The 23,249-nt window shown below is 72.4% G+C and carries 20 protein-coding genes; 18 read left to right on the top strand and 2 right to left on the bottom strand.

Annotation, left to right across the window (positions count from 1 at the left end):
- Window positions 1-73: 73 nt before the first annotated feature.
- On the bottom strand, window positions 74-1,129 hold the full coding sequence (locus tag CHC05_RS15205) for a class I SAM-dependent methyltransferase (RefSeq protein WP_089249146.1): 1,056 nt from the start codon (window positions 1,127-1,129) through the stop codon (window positions 74-76).
- A gap of 77 nt (window positions 1,130-1,206) precedes the next feature.
- Here CHC05_RS15205 and CHC05_RS15200 point away from each other — a divergent pair, with 77 nt between their 5' ends.
- The 5 genes from CHC05_RS15200 (at window position 1,207) to CHC05_RS15180 (ending at window position 7,436) form a co-directional block, all read left to right on the top strand.
- Complete coding sequence (locus CHC05_RS15200; RefSeq protein ID WP_089249144.1) at window positions 1,207-2,463, top strand: NAD(P)/FAD-dependent oxidoreductase; 1,257 nt, start codon at window positions 1,207-1,209, stop codon at window positions 2,461-2,463.
- 81 nt (window positions 2,464-2,544) lie between these two features.
- Window positions 2,545-3,069 (top strand): (2Fe-2S)-binding protein, encoded by a 525-nt coding sequence (locus CHC05_RS15195; protein ID WP_089249142.1) that lies wholly within the window; start codon window positions 2,545-2,547, stop codon window positions 3,067-3,069.
- 5 nt (window positions 3,070-3,074) lie between these two features.
- Window positions 3,075-4,058: an FAD binding domain-containing protein gene (locus CHC05_RS15190; RefSeq protein ID WP_089249546.1), complete on the top strand. Its 984-nt coding sequence runs from the start codon at window positions 3,075-3,077 to the stop codon at window positions 4,056-4,058.
- Window positions 4,055-6,304: a xanthine dehydrogenase family protein molybdopterin-binding subunit gene (locus tag CHC05_RS15185; RefSeq protein ID WP_089249140.1), complete on the top strand. Its 2,250-nt coding sequence runs from the start codon at window positions 4,055-4,057 to the stop codon at window positions 6,302-6,304. Before CHC05_RS15190 ends, CHC05_RS15185 begins: the two co-directional genes overlap by 4 nt.
- Window positions 6,288-7,436 (top strand): hypothetical protein, encoded by a 1,149-nt coding sequence (locus CHC05_RS15180; RefSeq protein WP_089249138.1) that lies wholly within the window; start codon window positions 6,288-6,290, stop codon window positions 7,434-7,436. The genes CHC05_RS15185 and CHC05_RS15180 overlap by 17 nt, the downstream gene beginning before the upstream one ends.
- Here the strand turns inward: CHC05_RS15180 and CHC05_RS15175 are convergent.
- Window positions 7,428-7,778: an MmcQ/YjbR family DNA-binding protein gene (locus CHC05_RS15175; RefSeq protein WP_089249136.1), complete on the bottom strand. Its 351-nt coding sequence runs from the start codon at window positions 7,776-7,778 to the stop codon at window positions 7,428-7,430. The two genes, CHC05_RS15180 and CHC05_RS15175, sit on opposite strands and share 9 nt — an antisense overlap.
- 233 nt (window positions 7,779-8,011) lie before the next feature.
- Between CHC05_RS15175 and CHC05_RS15170 the strand changes: the two genes are divergently transcribed.
- From CHC05_RS15170 to CHC05_RS15110, 13 genes are all read left to right on the top strand, one after another.
- On the top strand, window positions 8,012-9,022 hold the full coding sequence (locus CHC05_RS15170) for a LacI family DNA-binding transcriptional regulator (protein WP_245870856.1): 1,011 nt from the start codon (window positions 8,012-8,014) through the stop codon (window positions 9,020-9,022).
- Window positions 9,019-9,915 carry a carbohydrate ABC transporter permease gene (locus tag CHC05_RS15165; protein ID WP_089249132.1) on the top strand — a complete coding sequence of 299 codons (897 nt, stop codon included), beginning with the start codon at window positions 9,019-9,021 and terminating at the stop codon, window positions 9,913-9,915. The genes CHC05_RS15170 and CHC05_RS15165 overlap by 4 nt, the downstream gene beginning before the upstream one ends.
- Window position 9,916: 1 nt before the next feature.
- Window positions 9,917-10,756 (top strand): carbohydrate ABC transporter permease, encoded by an 840-nt coding sequence (locus CHC05_RS15160; protein WP_089249130.1) that lies wholly within the window; start codon window positions 9,917-9,919, stop codon window positions 10,754-10,756.
- A 31-nt stretch (window positions 10,757-10,787) separates the two neighbouring features.
- Window positions 10,788-12,080, top strand: a complete 1,293-nt coding sequence (locus tag CHC05_RS15155; protein WP_089249128.1) for an ABC transporter substrate-binding protein — start codon at window positions 10,788-10,790, stop codon at window positions 12,078-12,080.
- A 2-nt stretch (window positions 12,081-12,082) separates the two neighbouring features.
- Window positions 12,083-13,228: an ADP-ribosylglycohydrolase family protein gene (locus tag CHC05_RS15150; RefSeq protein ID WP_089249126.1), complete on the top strand. Its 1,146-nt coding sequence runs from the start codon at window positions 12,083-12,085 to the stop codon at window positions 13,226-13,228.
- An 11-nt stretch (window positions 13,229-13,239) separates the two neighbouring features.
- Complete coding sequence (locus CHC05_RS15145) at window positions 13,240-14,562, top strand: ADP-ribosylglycohydrolase family protein (RefSeq protein WP_245870855.1); 1,323 nt, start codon at window positions 13,240-13,242, stop codon at window positions 14,560-14,562.
- Window positions 14,563-14,632: 70 nt separating this feature from the next.
- Window positions 14,633-15,544, top strand: a complete 912-nt coding sequence (locus tag CHC05_RS15140) for a ribokinase (protein WP_089249121.1) — start codon at window positions 14,633-14,635, stop codon at window positions 15,542-15,544.
- Window positions 15,541-17,487, top strand: coding sequence for an SUMF1/EgtB/PvdO family nonheme iron enzyme (locus CHC05_RS15135; RefSeq protein ID WP_179266195.1), 1,947 nt, complete (start codon window positions 15,541-15,543; stop codon window positions 17,485-17,487). Before CHC05_RS15140 ends, CHC05_RS15135 begins: the two co-directional genes overlap by 4 nt.
- Window positions 17,488-17,491: 4 nt before the next feature.
- Complete coding sequence (locus CHC05_RS15130; protein WP_089249119.1) at window positions 17,492-19,588, top strand: alpha/beta hydrolase-fold protein; 2,097 nt, start codon at window positions 17,492-17,494, stop codon at window positions 19,586-19,588.
- The gene (locus CHC05_RS15125) at window positions 19,585-20,772 is read left to right on the top strand and encodes a CaiB/BaiF CoA transferase family protein (protein WP_089249117.1); all 1,188 of its coding nucleotides are present in this window, start codon (window positions 19,585-19,587) and stop codon (window positions 20,770-20,772) included. Before CHC05_RS15130 ends, CHC05_RS15125 begins: the two co-directional genes overlap by 4 nt.
- Window positions 20,772-21,575: an HpcH/HpaI aldolase/citrate lyase family protein gene (locus CHC05_RS15120; RefSeq protein ID WP_089249115.1), complete on the top strand. Its 804-nt coding sequence runs from the start codon at window positions 20,772-20,774 to the stop codon at window positions 21,573-21,575. The genes CHC05_RS15125 and CHC05_RS15120 overlap by 1 nt, the downstream gene beginning before the upstream one ends.
- 45 nt (window positions 21,576-21,620) lie before the next feature.
- On the top strand, window positions 21,621-22,091 hold the full coding sequence (locus CHC05_RS15115) for a heme-degrading domain-containing protein (RefSeq protein ID WP_089249113.1): 471 nt from the start codon (window positions 21,621-21,623) through the stop codon (window positions 22,089-22,091).
- A gap of 5 nt (window positions 22,092-22,096) precedes the next feature.
- On the top strand, window positions 22,097-23,227 hold the full coding sequence (locus CHC05_RS15110; RefSeq protein WP_089249110.1) for a MalY/PatB family protein: 1,131 nt from the start codon (window positions 22,097-22,099) through the stop codon (window positions 23,225-23,227).
- Window positions 23,228-23,249 lie beyond the last annotated feature (22 nt).

The raw sequence follows: 23,249 nt of genomic DNA, 5'->3' as shown, positions 1-23,249 counted from the left end.
GACATCGGCAGCCATTCCCTAACTTGCGGCCGGCACCCTCCTTACCCGCCCCGCACGAGGCGCCTAGGTATACCTAGTGCCGCAGCTGATAGAAGCGGAAGAAGCCGAAGTCCTCGATCGGGAGCACGTCGACGTCGGCGAAGCCGGCTTCCCGGGCGTACCCCCGCAACGTCGACGGACGCATCACCGTGCCGGTCGCGACCGACTCCGGGTCGGTCATGCTGTCCGGCAGGCAGACCAGCGTGCTGAAGCCGTACATCAGCCGCTCGACGTCGTCGCCCGGCGCCTGGAACGTCTCACCCACCGCCTCGTCCATCACCACGACGGGCGCGCCCGGCCGCACCGCGCCGCGCATCGCCGCCAGCACCTCGACCGGGCGCGGCAGGTCGTGCAGGCACTCGAAGGCGAACGCCGCGTCGTAGTCCCCGTCGGCGGGCAGCCCACCGGCGTCGACCTGGTGGAACGTGACCCGGTCGCGCAGCTTCGTCTCCTTGGCGTTGGCGGTGGCCAGCGCCACCGACGGCGCGTCGACGTCGAAACCGTCGACCCGGGCCTCCGGGTACGCGCGGGCCAGCGCGATCGACGACCAGCCGCCGCCGCAGCCGATGTCGGCGATCCGCGCGCCCGGCCGGCGCAGCACGTCGTCCAGCGCCGGGACGCCGGCCAGCGCGGCCGGCAGCGCGTGCTCGAACCAGGGCCGGTTGGCGTCGGCCTGCGCCTCGCGCATCTCGGTGCCGAACGCCGCCCAACCCACCCCGCCGCCGTCGCGGTAGGCACCGACCAGCGCCGGGAGCTGGATCGCGGCCGCGGCGAGGGTGCGGGCCAGCGGCGCGAGGTAGTTCAGGCTCCGAGTGTCGGTGAGCACCTCGGCGGCGCCGGGCGGCAGGGCGAACAGGCCGTCGCCGGTGGCGGTCAGGATGCCGTACGAGGCCTGCTGCTCCAGCCATTCGCGCGCGTAGCGCTGGACGCCCCCGGCCCGCTCCACCAGCGCCGCCGCGTCGGCCGGGCCGCCCTCGGCCAGCGCCCGGTACCAGCCGAGCCGGTCGCCCAGGTAGACCGACAGCAGCTCGGCCGTGCCGAGCGCGGAGCGGAACAGGCGGTCGGCGAACTCTTCCGTGGTCTGCGTCATCCGTCGGACGCTAGCGATCGCGGAGACACCGCACCGCGTAAAACACGACACAACGTGGTTTCTGGTTGACTGTCCGCATGAGCGAGCGGGTGTTCGTCATCGTGGGCGCGTCCCTGGCCGGCTCACGGGCCGCCGAGACGCTGCGGGCCGAGGGCTTCGACGGGCGGATCGTGCTGATCGGCCTGGAAGACCAGTTGCCCTACGAGCGGCCGCCGCTGTCCAAGGGCTACCTGCTCGGCAAGGAAGAACGGGGCAAAGCCTTCCAGCATGACGAGAAGTGGTACGCCGACCAGCGGATCGAGCTGCGCCCGGGCACCCGGGTGACGGCGGTCGACCCGGCCGCGCACCGGGTGACGCTCGACGACGGCGAGCAGGTGGCCTACGACAAGCTGCTGCTGGCCACCGGCTCGTCCCCGCGCACGCTCGACCTGCCCGGCGGCGAGGGCCCGCGGATCCACTACCTGCGCACGATCGAGGAGTCCGAGGCGCTCGGCGCGACGCTGCGCTCCGGTGGGCCGCTGGTGGTGATCGGCGCCGGCTGGATCGGGCTGGAGATCGCCGCGGCCGCGCGGCACTACGGCTGCGACGTGACCGTGGTGGAGACCGACCGCGGGCCGCTGCGCCAGGTGCTCGGCGACGAGGTCAGTGAGATCTTCCGCGACCTGCACCGCGCGCACGGTGTCGACTTCCACTTCGAGACGCAGGTGCGCGAGCTCGGCGGCATCGGCGACCGGATCACCCACGCGGTGCTCGACGACAACGTCGAGGTGCCGGCGTCGGCGGCCCTGATCGCGATCGGCATCACGCCCAACGTCGAGCTGGCCCGGGCCGCCGGGCTGCGGGTCGACGACGGCGTGGTGACCGACGCCGCCCTGCGCAGCAGCGACCCCGACGTCTACGCCTGCGGCGACGTCATGTCGGCCTACCACCCGCTGCTGCACCAGCACCTGCGCGTCGAGCACTGGGCCAACGCGCTCAACAGCGGGCCGGCCGCGGCCCGCTCGATGCTCGGCCAGGACGTCGCGTACGACCGGATCCCCTATTTCTTCACCGACCAGTACGACCTGGGCATGGAGCTGGCCGGCTGGTTCCCGCGCGGCGGTTACGACCGGGTGGTGTTCCGCGGCGACCCGTCCATCGTGGACGGCAAGGCGCCGGAGTTCATGGCGTTCTGGACCCGGCACGGGCACGTCCTCGCCGGGATGAACGTCAACGTATGGGACGTACAGGACGATATTCAGAAACTCGTGCGGGCCGGCTACACCGGCCAGGATGTCGACCTCGACCGGCTCGCCGACCCCAGCGTGCCCCTCGACACGCTTCTGGCCGGATAACACGCCGGATTCCCTGATCGGCCGCAGGTCGCTCGCCCGGTTGGCGATGCTGAAGCTCTGGCGAGAGCCGAGGAGCGAGCGATGGCAATCAACCACTCGACCGCGCCCGCGGACACGGGTGTGCGGGGTCCGGAGCGCGAACCGGTCACCCTGGACGTCAACGGTGCGACCTACCCGATCGAGCTGGAACCACGCGTAAGCCTGCTCGACGCCCTGCGCGAGCACCTGGACCTCACTGGCACCAAGAAGGGCTGCGACCAGGGCACCTGCGGCGCGTGCACGGTCTGGGTCGACGGCCGCCGGGTGCTGTCCTGCCTGACGCTGGCGATGTCGTGCGAAGGGCACCAGGTCTCCACGATCGAGGGCATCGCCCAGGACGGCGAGCTGCACCCGATGCAGCAGGCGTTCGTCGACCACGACGCCTTCCAGTGCGGCTACTGCACGCCGGGGCAGATCATGTCGGCGATCGCGCTGCTCCGGGAGGGCAACGCCACCACCGACGCGGACATCGCCGAGCACATGAGCGGCAACCTCTGCCGCTGCCAGGCGTACCCGAACATCCATGCCGCGATCCGCGAGGTGCGCGACGCGGACGACGGGGGTTGATGGCGATGCGACCGATCACGTTCTTCCGGGCCGGCTCGATCGACGACGCGGTCGCGGCGGTCAGCGCCAACCCGGACAGCGCGTTTCTGGCCGGCGGCACCACCGAGATCGACCTGCTGCGGCTGGGCGTCATCCAACCCACCCTGCTGGTCGACGTCAACGAGCTTCCGCTGACCTATCTCGAGGACACCGAGGGCGGCGGCGTACGGATCGGCGCGATGGCCCGGATGAGCGACGTGGCCCGGGCACCGCGGATCGTCGAGCGCTACCCCGGCATGTCGCAGGCGCTGCTGCTCGGCGCCTCGGAACAGCTGCGCAACATGGCCTCGATGGGCGGCAACATGTGCCAGCGGACGCGGTGCGCTTACTTCCGTGACGGGCAGTCGCCGTGCAACAAGCGCGAGCCGGGCAGCGGCTGTTCGGCGCTCACCGGAGTCAACCGGGGGCACGCCGTGCTCGGCACGTCCGACCACTGCATCGCCACGCACCCGTCGGACGTGGCCGTGGCGCTGGTCGCGCTGGACGCGACGATCCGCACGATCGGCCCCGACGGCACGAACACCATCCCGATCGAGCGCTTCTTCCTGCGGCCCGAGGACACCCCGAGCGTCGAGCACCCGCTCGCGCACGGCGAGCTGATCGTGGCCATCGACGTGCCGAACGTGCCGGTCGCCCGCACGTCCCGCTACGTCAAGCACCGCGACCGCGTCTCGTACGAGTTCGCGCTGGTCTCGGTCTTCTCGGCGATGCGGGTCGACGACGCCGGCAACGTCGCGGAGCTCCGGTTGGCGCTGGGCGGTGTCGGCACCGTGCCGTGGCGGGCGCACCGCGCGGAGGAGGCCCTGATCGGCCGGCCCGCGACGCCGGAGAACGTCGCCGCGGCGGCCGACGCCGAGTTCGCCGACGCGCGGACCACGCCCATGAACGAGTTCAAGGTGACGTTCGCCAAGCGCGCGATCGTCCGGGAACTGAGCGAGGTGAGCTCATGAGTCCGGTGCTGGGCAAGCCGTTGAACCGCGTCGACGGGCCCGACAAGGTCACCGGGACCGGCCGTTACTGCGGCGAGATCGTGCTGCCCGGCCTCGCGTACGGGCTGATCGTCGGAGCCTCGGTGGCCAGCGGGCGGGTCGTGTCGATCGACGAGACCGCGGCCCGCGCGGCCGGCGGGGTCTACGGGATCCTGACGCACGAGAACACGCCCAAGGTGGCCAACGCGCCGGTGCTGATCCCGTCGCTGGCTGGCAACCCGGCGCCCGGGATGAGCTTCTTCCCCATGCAGGACGACACCGTCCACTACTGGGGCCAGCCGGTGGCGGTGGTCGTCGCGGACTCGCTGGAAGGCGCGGCACACGCCGCGGCGCTGCTCGACATCACCTACGAGTCGAGCACGCCGGTCGCCACTATCGAGGACGGGCGTGCGGCGGCGTACGAGGCGAAAACGCTCTTCGGTGGGCTCATGCCGGCCCACGACGAGCGTGGTGACGTGGCCGGCGCGCTGGCGAAGTCCGACGTGACGATCGACCAGACCTACCACTACGCCGCGAACCACCACAACCCGCTGGAGACCGGCGTGACGACGGCCCAGTGGGACAGCGACCAGCTCACCTTGTGGAACTCCACGATGGGCGTACGCGCCGACCAGCTCACCGTGGCGCGGCTGCTCGGCATCCCGCTGAGCGACATCCGGGTGATCACCCACTACGTGGGCGGTGGCTTCGGCTCCAAGGCGATGGTGTGGCCGCACGTGACGCTGGCCGCGATGGCCGCCCGGCACGTCCGGCGTCCCGTGCGGCTGGCGTTGACCCGGCCGCAGAGCTTCACCTCCAACGGGCACCGGGAGGAGCAGGAGCAGCGGATCAGGGTGGGCGCCAGCCGGGACGGCATGCTGACCGCGATCCGGCAGGAGAAGCTCGCCGTCACGTCGCACTTCGACGACTGGGCGGAGCCGGCGACCGGCGTCTCGTCCGAGATCTACGGCTGCGCAAACTACCTGGGCGCGCACCACCTCATCCGGGGCAACACGATGACGGCCACCTTCACCCGGGCGCCGGGTGAGTCGCTGGAGTCGTTCACGCTGGAGACCGCGATGGACCGGCTCGCGTACGAGCTGGACATGGACCCGATCGAGCTGCGCGTCAAGAACCACCCGCCGGTGGACTCCCACGGCAACCCCTGGTCGAGCGACGGCCTGGCGGAGTGCCTGCGGCGCGGCGCCGACCTGTTCGGCTGGGCGGATCGGGACCCGACGCCGGGCGTACGGGAGGACGGGCACTACCTGGTCGGCACCGGCGTGGCCGCGGCCGCGTACCCGGTGGCGTTCATGATGCCCGTGCAGCGCGCCCGTGCCCGGATCTTCAACGACGGCAGCGCGGTCGTCCAGACCGGCGCGGCGGAGTTCGGCATCGGCGTGCTGACCGCGATGTCCCAGGTGGGCGCCGACGCGCTCGGTGTCGACATGGACGTGCTGCGGTTCGAGGCGGGTGACACCGACCTGCCCAACACGACGTCGGCCGTGGGCTCGATGGGTGCCACCATGCAGTCGTCGGCGGTGCACAACGCGGGCACGACGTTGCGCAACCAGCTCGTCGCCCACGCCGTCAACGACGACAAGTCGCCGCTGCACGGCCTCGCGACGCGCGACGTGCGCGTCGAGAGCGGCCGGATGGTGTCCACCTTGGACCCGTCGATCGGCGAGTCGTACGCGGACCTGTTGCAGCGCAACCGCCTGCTGGACATGGAGGCGCTGGGAAGCTGGACACCGCCGCCGCTGGACACGCCGCACGGCCTGTTCACCTTCGGTGCCCAGTTCGCCGAGGTCGGCGTCGACAAGGACCTCGGCCTCGTGCGGGTGCGCCGGATGCTGGGCGTGTTCGCGCCCGGCCGGGTGCTCAACCCCAAGCTGGCCCGCAGCCAGCTGCTGGGCGGCATGCTGTGGGGCCTGTCGCAGGCGCTGCTCGAAGGCAACCAGATCGACCGCCAGTCCGGCCGGTGGGCGCTCAACAACCTGGGCGAATATCTGGTGCCGGTGCACGCCGACGTGCCCGACATCCAGGTCGAGTTCGTCGAGGTCGACGACGACGTCGTCGGCCCGCTCGGCGCGAAGGGCATCGGCGAGGTGGGCCAGGTCGGCGCCGCCGCGGCGATCGCCAACGCGGTCTTCCACGCGACCGGGCGCCGGATGAACGAGCTGCCGATGACGGCCGAGGTTGTGATGAACGGTGGCGGCGCCGGATGAGGTGAGCGCGACCGCCGCGTTGCCGGAGCGGCCGGCCATAAGCGCACCCACGGCGGATCTGGGACCGGCCATCCGAGCCGCCATCGCGCGGAGCGTCGCCCGCCAACCGTGGCTCGGCCTGAGCGGGTTGCTGCTCGTGGTGCCGATCGCGGTGGCCCTGGCGTTCGCGATGGACGGCCCGGCCCGCTCGGTGGTCGTGATCGGCCCGATCGTCACGTTCTCGCTCGTGCCGATCGCGGTCGTGGCGTTCTGGTGGAACGACTGGCCCGGGACCGCCCTCGCGCCCCGGTGGCTGTCCGGGTGGCTGAACACCCTGTTCATCGTCGCGGCCGGGGTCGGGCTGACCTTCCTCGGGCAGCTGATAGCCGGCGGCGTCGACCCGCGCGGCGTGTTCGACCCGAACCCGGGGCCGGGCCACCTGCCGACGTTCCCCGCCGTGCTGCCCATCGCCGGCACCGCGTTCACCGCGATGCTGCAGTTCACCCTGGTCAACGAGGGCTGGCCGCTGCGCAAGCTGCCCCGGGTGCCGGCCGGGCTGCTGGCCGCCGCGGTCGCGTGGGGCGCCGCGCTGCTCGTCTACTACTTCGTCGTGGACGTGCACCCGCCGGCGTCCACGGGCCTGCACACTCAGACCGGCCCGATGTCCGGAGCGGCGCTCGGCGCCCTGACGGTGACGATCGGCGCCTGGCAGACGTGGCTCTACGTGACGTGGCGCGGTTGGCCGTTCAACCTGGTCAAGCGGCGCTGGCTGCGGCTGCTGGTCGCCAACGGGACGGTGATCCTGGGCGGCTGGGCGACGTACACGCTGATCCACCTGGCGGTCAGCCCCGGGAAGATCATCGCGGGCGCGGCGGCCTTCATCGCCGCGGGCCTGGTGGTCTCGATGCTGTTCGAGAACGCGGTGCGCCCACATATCACGGCGGTGATGGACAAGTGGCTGTCGGTGCTGACGGTGTCGGCGTTGGCCACGGTGCTGTACGTGGTGCTGACCGCCTATGCCCGAACCGTCGACTTCGGCCGGATCGAACCGACCGAGTTCGTGGTGCACGGCAGCCTGAACGCGCTCGCCTTCTCGGTCATCACCCACGTCGCGGTCGGCCGCCGCTGGCCGTTCGCCAGAGATCTACCTTGAGGGGCGCTCCCGCTTCGGGAGCTTCGCCACCACGAAGTCGTACGAGGCGTCGATCGCCTCCAGGATCTCGTCGTCCGGGATTCCGGTGCCGACCTGGAGCGTGTTCCAGCCCGACCGTCCGATGTAGGCCATCACGGCCGCGGAGTCGGGATAGCGGGCCAGCCACTCGTCGGCCAGCTCGCGGTTGGCGCCGCACTTGAGCCCGACGGTGGGCGGCGGCCCGGCACCGAGGAACGCGAAGATCTTGCTGCCGACCTTGGCGACCTGGTCGCCCTCCCACGGCTCGTCCGGCCACGCACCCGGCTTGGCCAGGCAGTAGGCCACCAAATCGTCCCGGGTCATGCGGTCACCATAGCCGCCGTCGAGCCGTGCGCGAACTCGACGGAGCGTGTCAGCGCGACCACTGATCGCGGCGGGTGCGCTCCCATAGGAAACGTATTCGTAACGAAGGCTTGACCCCCTAGCTGATCACGGCGCAAACTCCCGGAAACGTTTACAGCTACCGGGTGGAGGTGCGGGACGTGGGTCGTAAACGTTTACAGGAATCCGCGGACGGGCGGCCGACGGTGCATACCGTGGCCGCTCGCGCCGGGGTCTCCATCGCGTCCGCGTCTCGCGTGTTGAACGGCGTCGGTGGCAGTCCGGAGACCGTCCGCAAGGTGCGCGAGGCCGCCGCCGAGGTCGGCTACGTGCCCAACGCGATCGCCCGATCGCTGCAGTCGCAGCGCACCGAGCTCGTCGCGCTGGCGGTCGAGGACATCGGCAACCCGGTCTACGTCGAGATGATGCGGGCGATCGAGTCCGTGGTCGCCGACTCGGGTCGACAACTGCTGGTGCACGCGACCGGCGGGCGGATCGACAACGAGACCGCGCTGCTGCGCCGGCTCGCCAACCGCTACGTGGACGGCATGATCGTCTCGCCGATCCGCGTCACCGCCGACCATCTGACCGCGCTCCAGGACAGCCCCGTGCCGGTGGTCGTGGTCGGTCAGCTCGCCGAGGACGCGCCCGTCGACAACGTGCGCACCGACTCGCGGCGGGGCATCGCCCTCGCCGTCGACCATCTCGTCGCCACCGGCCGGCGCCGGATCGGGTTCGTCAACGGACCGCTCGACACGGTTCCCGGTGCGGCCCGTGACGCCGGGTTCCGCACCGCGCTGGCCGCGCACGGCATCGTGCTCGACGAGAACCTCGTCGAGGTCGGCGACTTCCAGTACGCCGCGGGCCGGGACGCCACCGAGCGGCTGCTCGCCCGCGCCGAGCCCGACGCGCTCGTGTGCGCCAACGACCTCATCGCCGTCGGCGCCCTGCACGCCCTGCTGGCCCGCGGCCGGCAGGTGCCGACCGACGTGGCGCTGGTCGGCATGGACGACACCGAGCTGGCCCGGATGATGTTCCCCCAGCTCTCCAGCGTCTCCCTCGGCTCGGCCGAGCGTGGTCGCCGCGCCGCCGAGCTGCTCCTGCAGCGCATCGCCGACCCGAGCCTGCCGCCGCGCCGCGCACAGGTGGCACCCAGCCTGGCCGTGCGGGCCTCCAGCGCGCCGGCAACACACGTCCCGGCCCCCCGGGAAGAGGTGACCTCATGACGACGCTCCGTGTCGGGAAACAACGCTCCGACAAGTTCACCATCTACCTGCTGCTGCTTCCCTCGCTGCTGCCGGTCCTCGTGCTCTCGGTGTTCCCGCTGCTGCGGGGCATCTACCTCGGCTTCACCGACGCCCGCGCCGGGCGCAACGTCGACGTGAACTTCACGGGCTTCGAGAACTACAAGCAGCTGCTCGGCGACGAGATGTTCTGGAACTCGTTCAAGATCGGCCTGATCTGGGCCTTCGGCGTCACCGTGCTCCAGTTCGTCCTCGCCCTCGGGCTGGCGCTGCTGCTCAACCAGCAGCTCCGGTTCCGCGGCGTGGCCCGGGTGCTGTCCGTCGTGCCGTGGGCGATGCCGCCGGTCGTGGTCGGCATCCTCTGGAAGCTCGTCTACCACCCGGACGCCGGCCTGCTCAACGAGTTCTTCCACCGGATCGGCGCGGACGGGCTGCGGGCCAACTGGCTCGGCGACTTCAGCACCGCCCTGCCCGCCGTGATCATCGTGGGTGTCTGGGCCGGCATGCCGCAGACCACCGTGGTGCTGCTGGCCGGGCTCCAGGGCGTCGCGAAGGAGCTGCACGAGGCCGCGGCGGTCGACGGAGCCAGCGCGTGGCACCGGTTCCGGCACGTCACGCTGCCCGCGCTGACGCCGGTCATCGTGGCGATCACGTCGCTGGACTTCATCTGGAACTTCAACTCGTTCGGCCTGGTCTACGTGCTGACCGCCGGCGGCCCGGGCGGCAAGACGATGTTGCCGATGCTCTTCGCGTACGAGGAGGCGTTCCGCTACGGCAACTACGGGTACGCCGCCGCCCTCGGCAACGTGATGGTCGTGATCATCGTGGCGCTGCTCGCCATCTATCTCCGTCGCCGGCTGCGGGAGGCGAACTGACATGCTGGGCAAACCGAGCCGCACCGGTCGGGCCTTGCAATACCTGGCCCTCGCGGCATACCTGGTCTTCCTCGGGTTCCCGCTGGTCTGGCTGCTCTCGACGGCCTTCAAGCCGCCGCGCGAGCTGGTGCAGCTGCACCCGGCGCTGATTCCGAGCAACCCGACGTTCCAGAACTTCGTGCAGGCGTTCACCGAGCAGGAGCTCGGCCGGGCGGCGTGGAACAGCCTCCAGGTCTCGCTCGCCTCGGCGGTGCTGACCGTGCTGGTCGCCATGCCGGCGTCGTACGCCCTCGCGAGGTTCAAGTCGAAGCTCGGCACGGTGGCGCTGGGCTGGGTGCTGCTGTCCCAGCTCTTCCCGTTCGTCCTGCTGATCATCCCGATCTTCCTGGTGCTGCGGCAGGCCGGCCTGGCCAACTCGCACGCCGGGCTGATCCTGATCTACGTCGTCTGGGCGCTGCCGTTCGCGCTCTGGATGCTGCAGGGCTTCGTCCGCAACATTCCGCGCGAGCTGGAGGAGGCGGCGTCGGTCGACGGCGCGAGCCGGTTGCAGACCCTGCGCCGGGTGGTCTTCCCGCTGCTCGCGCCGGGCCTGGTGGCGACCGCGCTGTTCTCGTTCATCTCCGCCTGGAACGAGTTCTTCTTCGCCCTGGTGCTGATCAAGACACCCGAGCTGCAGACGCTGCCCGTCGCGCTGGCCCGGTTCGTCGGCATCGAGGGCACCGCCCGGCTCGGCCCGCTGGCCGCCGGTTCACTGCTGGCCACCCTGCCCAGCCTGGTCTTCTTCGCGTTCATGCAACGCCGGCTCTCGTCCGGGTCCCTCGCGGGCGCGGTCAAGGGCTGATCAAACCCCCATCCCCAAGGAGGTAAAACCGATGCTCCCCATCAGATTTCGTCGACTAGCCGCGGCCGCGGCGGTCGCCGTGGTCGGCGTCGGCGCGCTCGCCGCGTGCGGCAGCGGCGGCGACGACGAGGCCTCGTCCGGCCCGGTCAAGCTGCGGTTCCTCAGCCTCGCGTGGCAGAAGGAGTCGCTGCAGGCCAACAAGGACCTGGTCGCCAAGTGGAACTCCGAGCACCCCGACATCCAGGTCGAGTACGTCCAGGGTGACTGGAACTCGGTGCACGACCAGCTGCTCACCTCGTTCGAGGGCGGCGACGCGCCGGACATCGTGCACTACGAGGCCTCGTCGATCGGCGAGTTCAGCAAGCAGGGCTACCTGGCCGACCTCAAGGACCTGATCCCGGCCGACCTGAAGGGCCAGATCGACCAGGGCGTCTGGGACACCACGACGTTCGACGGCCAGGTCACCGGTGTTCCGTTCCTGTTGGAGTCGCAGGTCGTCATCGCCAACAAGAAGCTGCTGGACGCGGCCGGCGTCACCGTTCCGGCGGCCGACGCCGGCTGGACCTGGGACGAGTTCCAGGCCAACGCCCAGAAGCTGACCAAGTCCGGCCAGTACGGCGTGGCGTGGGCGCTCAAGTCGCCGACCAACCGGGTGCTGAACCTGGCGCTCAACTACGACGGCAAGTTCTTCTACACCGACGGCGGCAAGACCGAGGTCAAGATCGGTGACGCGGAGAAGGAGATCCCGAAGCGCATCCACGACATGCTCTACACGTCGAAGACGGCCTCGCCGGAGGCGCTCGGCATGAGCGGCGCCGACACGCTGCCGGGCTTCTTCGCCGGCAAGTACGCGATGCTGCCCGGCTCGGTCTCGCTGCGCCAGCAGATGGTCGAGCAGGCGCCGAAGGACTTCGAGTGGGTCACGCTGCCGCCGGTCAAGGGCCTGTCCGCCAACCAGGCGGCCAACCCGCAGACGCTGTCGATCTCCGCGGACTCGAAGCACAAGGAGCAGGCCGCGCAGTTCCTGTCGTTCTTCCTCAACCCGACCAACATGGCCACGCTGGCCAAGGGTGACTGGCTGGTGCCGACCGGCAAGCAGGCCAACGAGGAGCTCGTCAAGCTCACCGAGGGCAAGCAGGGCTGGGACGTGGCCGCCAACAGCGCCGCCGACCTGACCGTCGCACCGTTCCAGCAGGCCGACGGTTACCCGGAGTGGAAGACCAAGTACGCCACCCCGGCCCTCCAGCAGTACTTCGCCAACAAGATCACCCTGGACCAGCTCGCAGCTCAGTTGGTCGACGGTGGCAAGCAGGTTCTGAGGTAACAATGTCACTCTTGCTCGACACATCGGTCGGTTGCCTGGTCGGCGCCGCGGTCGGAGACGCCCTGGGTGGCGCCACCGAAACCGCGTTGCCGGAGCAGATCCGAGCCCGCTTCGGTGGCTGGGTCGAGGGCATCGTGCCCCCGTACCACGCCGACTGGGCCACCGCGCGGCCACTCGCGCCGTACCACAAGGGCGACGGGCACATCACCGATGACACCTTGATGACCCATGCCCTGGTACGCGCGTACGCGGCCAAACGGGACCACCTCGACGCGTACGACGTGGCGGATCTGCTGGTACCTGACCTGATCGAGCGGGTGGTGCACATCCCCGACCTGGAGCGGGACGGGGTGACCTTCCATCGGCTCGCGGCCGCCGAGCGGTGGCTGGTCACCCGCCTGCACCACGCACACGCGGACCCGCGTGAGGCCGGGGTCGGCAACATCGTCAACTGCGGTGCGGCCATGTACATGGCACCGGTCGGCATCGTCAACGCGGGCGACCCGGCCGGGGCGTACGCCGAGGCCGTGGAGCTCACCGGCGCGCACCAGCACAGCTACGGCCGGGAGGCCGCGGCGGTGTTCGCCGCCGCGGTCGCCGCGGCGGCGGCCCCCGGCGCGGGTGTCGAGGACGTGGTGACGGCGGCGCTCGACCTGGCGCGCGACGGCACGAGGGGGGCCATCGACGCCGTGGTCAAGGAGGCCCGGGGGCACGACGACTGGCGCGTCGCGATCCCCGCGTTGCGGGCCGCCGTGGCGCCCTTCGACACGGTCGGCGAGGACTACCGCCGGCCGGGTCTGGGCGCCCGCCGGCCGAGCCGGCTGCACGCCATCGAGGAGCTGCCGGTCGCCATCGGCATGCTCGTGGTGGCGCGCGGCGAGTTCCGTCCGGCCGTGCTGGGCTCGGTCAACTACGGCCGGGACGCCGACTCGACCGCCACCATGGCCGGCGCGATCGCCGGTGCGCTCGGTGGCGCCGACGCGGTGCCCGCCGAGTGGTCCGACGTGGTTGCCACCGCCTCGAAGACCGACCTGGTCGAGCCGGCCCGGGTCCTCGCTACCGTGGCCAGCGAGGTCTTCGACCGCGACCGGGCCCGGTTCGCCCGGCGCGCGGAGCGGTTCGCCGAGCTCGCCGGCGGCACCCGGTGAGGATCACCTGGGTGCAGCCCGAGGACCTGCTGCCGCACGAGCTCGCGGCCAGCCGGGACGAGGGCCGCGACGTGACCGCGTTGGCCGCACGGTGGACGGCGGCCGGCGGGGACCTCACGCCGCCGGTCAGCGGCGCGTCGCCGGAGCCGGCGTCGCCGGCCCTGCGGGCACTCGCCGTCGAACTGCTCGACGCCGCCGACGCGTTGCCGCCGGCGGCTAACTCGGATGAGCCCGACGACCTGGCCGGCCTGCGGGCGACCTGGCCGGCGACGTGGTCGCTGCCGACGACCGCGTCGGCGGACCGGTTGCACGGTGCCTGGCTCGGCCGGGCGGTCGGCTGCCTGCTCGGCAAGCCGGTGGAGAAGATCTCCCGACACGGGATCCGGGAGATCCTCACCGCCACCGGCGGGTGGCCCCTGCGCGGGTACTTCACCGCGCGGGGGCTGCCGCCCGAGGTCGCGGAGCGCTTTCCGTGGAACCGGCGCAGCGCGCCGACCAGCCTCGCCGAGAACATCGACGGCATGCCCGAGGACGACGACCTCAACTTCGCGTTGCTGGCCCTGCGGGTGCTGGAGACGCACGGGCGCGGCTTCACCAGCGCCGACGTGGCGCAGGCGTGGCTCGACTGGCTGCCCGGCGGGCGGGTCTTCACCGCCGAGCGGGTGGCCTACCGCAACCTGCTGCTGGGCTACCCGCCGCCGGCCAGCGCGCGGCGGCACAACCCGTTCCGCGAGTGGATCGGCGCCCAGATCCGCACCGACGTGTACGGCTGGGTCAACCCGGGCCGGCCCGACCGGGCGGCCGAGCTGGCCTGGCGGGACGCCGTGGTCAGCCATGTCCGCGGCGGGTTGCACGGCGCGCTGTGGGCCGCCGCCCTGGGCGCCGCCGCGCCGGTCGCCCGCGACGTCGACGAGGTGCTGGACGCCGCCGAGGCCGTGCTGCCGCCGCGCAGCCGGTTCGCCACCACGGTCCGCGAGGCGCGGGCGCTCGGGGCGGGCTCCGACGACTGGGAAGCGGTGGTCGACGAGCTCTACGCCCGGCACGGCCACCTGCACTGGGTGCACGTGCGCAACAACGCGGCCCTGGTGGCCGCCGCGCTCGCGTACGGCCGGGGCGACCTCGAGCGCTCGATCTGCGCCGTCGTCAGCGGCGGCTGGGACACCGACTCGACCGGCGCCACGGTCGGCGCGGTGACGGGCGCGCTGACCGGCGCCGCCGCCCTGCCGGAACGCTGGACCGGTCCGCTGCACAACCGGCTGGCCAGCAGCATCGCCGGCTTCGACGGCATCGGCTTCGACACGCTCGCCGCCCGCACCCTGGCGGTGGCGGCATGAGCGAGCGTAGCGAGCGCAGTCAACTCAGTTGCCCGCGTTCATGCTCCGCCGACCGAAGGGAGGTGGCGGCATGACCGCGCGCGTGGTGGTTGTCGGCAGCACCAACCTGGATCTGGTCGTGACGACGCCGCAGCTGCCCCGGCCGGGGGAGACGGTGCTCGGCGAGGACTTCCGCACCGTGCCCGGCGGCAAGGGCGCCAACCAGGCCGTTGCCGCCGCCCGGGCCGGCGCGGACTGCGCGTTCGTCGGCGCGGTCGGCTCCGACGACTTCGGCGTGCGGCTGCGCGACAGCCTGGTCGCGGCGTCGGTCGACGTTCGTGGCCTGCGCACCGTTCCCGGCCCGTCCGGGGTGGCGCTGATCGCGGTCGACCAGGCGGCCGAGAACTTCATCGTGGTCGCGCCGGGCGCGAACGGCGCGCTCGCCGACCTGACCGACGACGACCGGGCGGCGATCGGCGCCGCCGACGTGTTGCTGCTCCAGCTCGAGGTGCCACTGCCCACCGTGGTCGCCGCGGCCGGCGCCGCCCGCGCGGCCGGCACCACCGTGGTACTCAACGCCGCACCGGCCGCGTCGCTGCCGGCGGAGCTGTTGGACCTGGTAGACCTGCTGGTGGTCAACGAACACGAGGCGGCGGTGGTGTCCCGGGCGGCCGAGCCGCTGGACGCCCTCCTGGAGCTGGTGCCCCGGGTCGTCATGACGCTGGGCGCCCGCGGTGCGCTCTACGCCGACCGCTTCGGCCGCCGGCTCGAGGTGCCCGCCCCGCGCATCGAGGCCGTGGACACCACCGCGGCCGGTGACGCCTTCACCGGCGCCCTCGCGGTCGGTTGGGCCGAGCAGGGGGAAGCGGCGATCGCGCACACCCTGCGGTGGGCCTGTGCCGCCGGTGCCGCCTGCGCCGAGCGCGCGGGTGCCTCCTCCGCCCTGCCCGACCGGGCCACCATCGACGCCCTGCACGACGCGACCTACCGAGGAACTCCGTGAGCTTCAACCCGTACGTCCCGCGGCCCATCGACCTGCCGACCGAGGTGCCGCTGGCCGGCCACGCGGACCTCACCGACCTGGACGAGGCGAAGATCTTCGCCGCGCCGTCCGACCCGGCCGACTGGCCGGCCTGGCGCGCGCAGCTCACCCGGTGGCGGGCCGGCGCCCGGGAACGGCTCGGTTACACCGGCAGCCACTACGACGAGATCCCCGGCGACTGCTTCTCCGTCTGCCTGGCCTGGCTGTGGGACGAGACGCTCTACGACCACGAGCGCGGCGTCTTTACGGTCGACGCGTTCCTCGACACCGCCGCCTGGGACTTCGGCGGCTTCGACGGGGTGGTGCTCTGGCACGCGTACCCGGTGATCGGTCTGGACGACCGCAACCAGTTCGACTGGTACCGGGACGTCCCGGAGCTGCCCGCCGTCGTGCGCGCCTTCCAGGACCGGGGCGTCCGGGTGTTCGTCGACTACAACCCGTGGGACACCGGGACCCGCCGCGAGCCGGGCACCGACGCGGCGGAGGTCGCCGCGCTGGTCGAGACCCTCGGCGTCGACGGCGTCTTCCTGGACACGCTCAAGGAGGGCGCCGGCGAGCTGCGCGCGACCCTCGACAAGATCCGCCCCGGCCTGGTGCTGGAGGGGGAGAGCCGCGTCCCGCTCGCCCGCATCGAGGACCACGCGATGTCCTGGGCGCAGTGGTTCGCCGACTCCGAGGTGCCGGGCGTGCTGCGGGCCAAGTGGTTCGAGCGGCGCCACGTGCTGCACCACACCCGCCGCTGGCACCGCGACCACCTCGACGAGCTGCACTCCGCCTGGCTCAACGGCGTCGGCCTGCTGGTCTGGGAGAGCGTCTTCGGCGTCTGGGTCGGCTGGAACGAGCGGGACCGCGCGGTGCTGCGCGCGATGCGCCGCGTGCAGACCAGCCACCCGGCCTGGTTGCGCTCCGAGGACTGGGTGCCGCTCGCGGACCATCCCGGGACCGGGCAGGTGTACGCGTCCCGCTGGACGCACGACGGCGATCCGCTGTGGACGGTGGTGAACCGGGGCGGCGACCACGACGGGCCATGGCTGGTCGTCGACGGGCCTGGCGGCCGGTTCGTCGACCTGGTCACCGGTGCGCCGTTGACCGTGACCGACGCTGGAGACGGCCGTTTCGCGGTCGGCGGCCCGCTGCCGGCCGGCGCGATCGCCGCCGTGGTGCGCACCGACGCCGCGGTCGAGTCGCACGAGCCGCCGGTCGGCGACCCGTCGTTCCCGGCCCGATCCGCTGTTCGCATGCGCACCCCGTGGGCTCCGCTCTCGGAGGTGCCGGCGGTGCTCGTGGCCGTCGACGCCGTCCGGCGGGATCTGGTGGTCCGGCACCGGGTGCGGGAGACCGGTCTCTACGGCGAGGCACCGTATGTCGACGAGTGGAAGCCGCTGCCGCCCCGCCTGCACCACACAGGCACGGTGCGCCGCAGTGTCCATCTCGGACGGTTCGCCATCGCGACGCACGAGGTGACCCACGGCGAGTACGCGTCGTTCCTGCGTGCCACCGGCTACCGCCCGGTCCGCGCCGAGCGGTTCACCGCCGGTCAGGGCCCCGCCGACGCGCCGGTCACCGGTGTCGACCTGGCCGACGCTCGGGCGTACGCCGCCTGGGCCGGACTGCGGCTCCCCACCGAGGACGAGTGGCAGGTGGCCGCCGAAGCGGGCCTGCTCGCCCGCCGCGAGCCGCTGGTGTGGAACCTGACCGAGAGCGAGCACACCGACGGGCGTACCCGGTTCGTGATCCTCAAGGGCGGCGCCGCGTACGAGGCGCAGGGTTCCGACTGGTATTTCGACGGCGGACCGCAGCCCGCCGACGTCTCGGTGAAGCTGGTGCTGACCGGCGCCGGAATGACCCGCTCCGACCAGATCGGCTTCCGCTGCGCGGCCGATCTCCCCGACGACGAGGAGTGACCTGATGGGCAGACTCTGGCGGATCGGCGGCGGCGTGGCCGTCGTGCTCGTCGCGCTCGGCGTGGCCGCGGCCATGCCCGACCGGGCCGGCGCGGAACGCGTGCGCGCGGGCACCCTGACCACCGCGGCCGCGCCGTCACCGGCGCTCGGCGGGAGCATCGACTACACCGTCTACCTGCCCTACGGATACGACGCCGCGGCGGCCACTCGCTACCCGGTGCTCTACCTGCTGCACGGGCGCGGCGACACCATGCAGGCCTGGACCCGGGTGAAGGACGACCTGGACAAGCTGATCGCCGACGGCGAGGTGCCGCCGGTGATCGCGGTGCTGCCGGACGCGCCCTGGAGCGGTCGCGGCAACTACTACATGGACTCGGCCTACACCGGCGCCGACGACCCGGGCCGACCGGTGGAGACGGCGTTCACCCGGGACCTGGTCGCGCACGTCGACGCGACCTATCGCACCGCCGCGCACCGGGGTGCCCGGCTGATCGGCGGCTACTCGATGGGCGGGGCCGGTGCCCTGCGCTACTCGCTCGCGCACTCCGACCTGTTCGCCAACGCGCTGGTGCTCAGCCCGGCCGTGTACAAGCCGCTGCCGCCGGTGGACTCGTCGGCGCGGGAGTTCGGCGCCTTCGGGTCGGGCGACCAGCGGTTCTCCGAGGAGGTCTACCAGCGGCTCAACTACCCGGCGCTGCTGTCGGGCCGGGACGCGGACCTGCCGGTGCGGATGTACATCGCGGTCGGCGACGACGAGTGGGCCAACCCGGACCCGGCCGACGCGGCGCACGACCTGGACTACGAGGCCGCGACGCTCTACAACGCGGTGCGGCGCGCCGACGGGGTGGCCGCCGAGTTCCGCGTCGTTGACGGTGGGCACGACTGGGACGTGTGGCGACCGGCCTTCGTGGACGGTCTCAAGCACCTGGCGGGCACCCTGAGTGCCACGCCGGCGGCCGGGCTGCCCGGGCCGCTTTACGGCACTGCGGGTGCCGACTGGGCCGGCGGCGTCGCGGCGCACCCCGACGGCACCACCACCATCGGGTACGCGGCCTCCGGGCCGGTGGCCGGTCAGCCGTACGCGGGCGGCCTCGACGCGGTCGTGAGCCGGGTCGGCGGGTGGACGACGCAGTTCGGCACGCCGGCCAACGACCGCCTCTACGGCGTGGTGCCGACGGCCGACGGCGGTGTGCTGGCGGCCGGCTACACCCGCGGCGACCTGGACGGCGCGCATCCGGCCAGCCCGGCGGACGACGCTTTCGTGACCCGGCTTTCCGCGTCCGGGCAGCGGTCGTGGCTGACGCAGGCCGGCGACCCGGCCAAGGCGGACCGGTTCTACGCGCTGGCGGCGGCACCGGACGGCGGCGCTTACGTGGCCGGCTACTCCAGCGGCTCGTTCGCGGGCGGCGCTTCCGCGGGTGACAAGGACGCGGTGGTCGCCCGGATCTCCGCTTCCGGCCAGGTCGTCTGGAGCCGCCAGTTCGGCGGTCCGGGCGAGGACAAGGCCTACGCGGTGGCCGCGGACGCCCAGGGCGTCTACGTCGCCGGCAGCACCTCGGGCGCCCTGGCCGGCACCACGCCACTGGGCGGTCTCGACGGCTGGCTGGCCCGGTACACACCGGACGGTGAGCGGTCCTTCGTGACGGCGGTCGGCGGCGACGGGGACGACCTGCTCGGTGGCGTCGCGATCGCCGCCAACGGCACGGCGGTGGCCACCGGGTCGACCGGCGGCGACGTGCTCACCGTCGCTTATACCAAGGCAGGCAAGCAGAAGTGGCGCACGGTGGTCGGTGGCCGGGGCGCCGATGCGGGTGCGGACGTCGTGCCGCTTCCCGACGGCGGTGTCGCGGTGGTCGGCTTCACCGGTAGCACGCTCGGGCTGCCGGTCGGCGGCGCTGACGTGCTGACCCTGCGGCTGGATTCCCGCGGGCGTCAGGTGGGCGTGGCCCAGTACGGCACGGCCCGTGACGACGCGGCCGACGCGTTCGGCGAGGAGAACGTCTACGCGACCCGGGCCGCCGACGGCCGGCTGCTGGTCAGTGGGCTGACCGACGGGGATGTCTTCCTGGCCGCCGTCGACGCGGGGAAGGGGACGCCATGACGGCACCACTGCACGGGGTGAAGGTCGTCGACCTGGCGACCCTGTTCGCCGGCCCGCTCGCGGCGGCCTTCCTCGGTGACTTCGGCGCCGACGTGGTCAAGGTCGAGCATCCGGCCAAGCCGGACCCCGCGCGCGGCCACGGGCCCGCCAAGTACGGCGTCGGCCTGTGGTGGAAGGTGCTGGGCCGCAACAAGCGCACGGTCACCGCCAACCTCTCCGACCCGGACGGCGCGGCGGTGCTGCGCCGGCTGCTCGCCGACGCCGACGTGCTCGTGGAGAACTTCCGCCCCGGCACCCTGGAACGCTGGGGTCTCGGGCCGGCGGAGCTGCACGCGGTCAACCCGCGGCTGGTGGTCGCTCGGATCAGCGGGTTCGGCCAGGTCGGTCCGTACGCGCGCCGGCCCGGCTTCGGCACGCTCGCGGAGGCGATGAGCGGTTTCGCGGCGGCCACCGGGGAACCGGACGGTCCGCCGACGCTGCCGCCGTTCGGGTTGGCCGACTCGGTCGCCGCGCTGGCCACGGCGTACGCGGTGATGCTCGCCCTGCGCTCCCGGGATGTCAGCGGCACCGGCCAGGTGGTCGACCTGGCCATCATCGAGCCGATCATGGCGATGCTCGGGCCGCAGATCACCTGGTACGACCAGCTCGGCTACGTGCAGCCCCGGCTGGGCAACCGGTCGAACAACAACGCGCCCCGCAACACGTACCAGTGTGCTGATGGTCGTTGGGTGGCTGTCTCGACCTCCGCCCAGAGCATCGCCGAGCGGGTGATGGCGTTGGTCGGCCGGCCGGAGCTCGTCGCCGAGCCGTGGTTCGCGACCGGGAGCGGGCGGGCCGCGCACGCCGACGAGCTCGACGCCGCGGTCGGCTCGTGGGTGGCGCAGCGCGATCGGGACGAGGTGGTGGCCGCGTTCGAGGAGGCACAGGCCGCGGTGGCGCCCGTCTACGACGTGCGGGACATTCTCGCGGATCCGCAGTACGCGGCCCTCGGGACCGTGCGGACCGTGCCGGACGAGGAGCTCGGTGCGGTGCGCATGCAGAACGTGCCGTTCCGGCTCTCGGAGACGCCGGGGGAGATCCGGCACGCGGGGCGGCGGCACGGTCAGGACACCGACGCGGTCCTGGCCTCCCTGGGTTATTCCCCTGACGAGGTGGCCGCGTTGCGCACCCGTGGGGCGATCTGATGCTGCTGACGTGGCTCTACGTGCCCGGCGACCGGCCGGAGCGGTTCGCGAAGGCGGTGGCGTCGGGCGCCGACGCGGTCATCCTCGACCTGGAGGACGCGGTGGTTCCCGGCCGCAAGGCGTACGCCCGGTCGGCGGTCGCGGAGTTCCTCGCTGTGCCTTCGCCGGTGCCGGTGCAGGTTCGGGTCAGCGAAGAGGTGGAGCTTGACCTGGCGGCGGTGGCGGGCCTTCCGGGGCTGGGCGGGCTGCGGCTGCCCAAAGTGGAGTCTGCGGGCTTTGTCGCCGCGGTGGCGGCGCGGGTCGACGTGCCGCTGCATCCGTTGATCGAGTCGGCGGTCGGGCTGGAGAACGCTTTCGCCATCGCGTCCGCTTCCGCTGTCGCGTCTCTTGGTCTGGGCGAGGCCGACCTGCGCTCGGACCTCGGTGTGACCGACGACGAGGGGCTGCTGTGGGCGCGTGGCCGGGTGGTGGTGGCGGCCCGCGCCGCCGGTCTGCCGCCGCCGGCGATGGCGGTCTACACCGACCTGGCCGATACCGACGGGCTGGTGGCGTCGTGCGCGCGCGGGAGACGGCTCGGCTTCCTCGGCCGGGCGGCCATCCATCCCCGCCAACTGCCGGCGATCGTCGCGGGCTTCCGGCCGTCGCCCGCCGAAGTCGACCGGGCGACGGCGCTGTTGGCGGCGGTGGCCGGGGCCGCTCGCCAGGACTCGGGGACGGTGGTGCTGCCGGACGGGCGCTTCGCCGACCGCGCGATGGTCGCCGCCGCTCAGCGGACCGTCGACCTGGCCGCCCGCTACCGCTGACTCACCTCGTACGGTTGGCGGGCCCCGTCGACACAAGGAGAAGCCATGACCGATCCGCAAGCCCTCGTCGCACAGCTCGAGGAGCAGGAGCGCCGGCTGGTGTTCGCCCGGTTCGACAACGACGACGCGTGGCGGCTCGGGTCCGCGATCGTGGCGCTCGGGCGCGAGCGGAGCCTGCCCATCACGGTCGACATCCGCCGGCACGGTCACCAGCTCTTCCACGCCGCGTTGCCGGGCACCGCACCCGACAACGACCGCTGGATCGAACGCAAGATCCGCGTGGTCGAGCGCTTCAACGCCGCGTCGTTCCTCGTCGGCCGGCGCCTGGCGGCGGCGGGCCGCACCCTGGGCCCGGACGAGGGCATCGAGCCGGCGGACTACGCACCGCACGGCGGGTCGTTCCCGGTGCGGATCGCTGACGTCGGCGTCGTCGGGACGGTAACGGTCTCGGGCCTGCCCCAGGCCGACGACCACGCGCTGGTGGTAGAGGCGATCGAGGCGTTCCTGGCAGGCTGAGCGGCATGGATCCGCTGCTTTTCGCGCCGATAGAAACCCTGCGCCAGCGCCAGAGCGCGAAGTGGCGCACCCATCCGTCGGACGTGCTGCCGTTGCCGGTGGCCGAGATGGACGTTGACCTGGCCCCGCCGATTCAGGCCGCGCTGCGGGCGGCGGTCGAGCGCTCGGACACGGGCTACCCAGCGCCGATGCCGGCGATGGCTCTGGCCCTGGCCGGCTTCGCCGGTGAACGGTGGGGCTGGGAGCTCGACCCGTCGTCGGTGACGGCGGTGACCGACGTGGGTGTCGGCGTCGTGGAACTGCTGCGGGTCCTGGTGCGCCCGGGCGACCCGGTGGTGATCTGCCCGCCGGTCTACCCGCCGTTCTTCGACTGGGTCCCGGAGGCCGGCGGCCGGGTGCACGAGGTGCCGCTGGCGGAGGGCCGGCTCGACCTGCCGGGCCTGGAACGCGCGTTCGCCACGCACCCGGCCGCGTTCCTGCTGTGCAACCCACACAACCCGGTCGGCCGGGTACACACCCGCGAAGAGCTGACCGAGCTCGTCCGCCTGGCGACGGCGTACAACGTGCCGATCCTCAGCGACGAGATCCACGCGCCGCTGGTGCTACCGGGCGCGACGTTCACCCCACTCCTGACGGTCCCGGGCGCCGCCGCCGTAGCGGTCAGCCTGGTCTCGACAAGCAAGGCCTGGAACCTGGCGGGCCTGAAATGCGCCACGATCGTCACGGCGTCGCCGAAGATGGCCGCGCTGACCGACCGCCTACCACCGGACACCCCGTGGCGCATCGGCCATTTCGGCGTCCTGGCCAGCGTGGCCGCGTACACCGAAGGGGTCCCGTGGCTGGACCAGCTGCTCGCCACCCTCGACGAGCGCCGGTCCCTGCTCGGCCGGCTGCTGGCGGAGCGCCTGCCCACGCTGTCGTGGCAGCCGCCCGAGGCGACGTTCCTGGCCTGGATCGACTGCTCGTCCATCGGCGCCGGGGCCAGGGACCTGTTCTTCGAGAAGGGCCGGGTGGCCCTCGAACCCGGCCCGCTCTTCGGAGCCGCGGGCCGCGACCACGTCCGCCTCAACTTCGGCACGAGCGCGGAGATCTTGGAGGCCGCGATCGACCGCATGGCAAAAGCCATCGACAGTTGACCCTGCTCGGATGTGCGGCTGG

Source organism: Asanoa hainanensis (assembly GCF_900188485.1).
GTDB lineage: Bacteria > Actinomycetota > Actinomycetes > Mycobacteriales > Micromonosporaceae > Asanoa > Asanoa hainanensis.
This window is presented reverse-complemented; position numbering and strand designations above follow the sequence as displayed.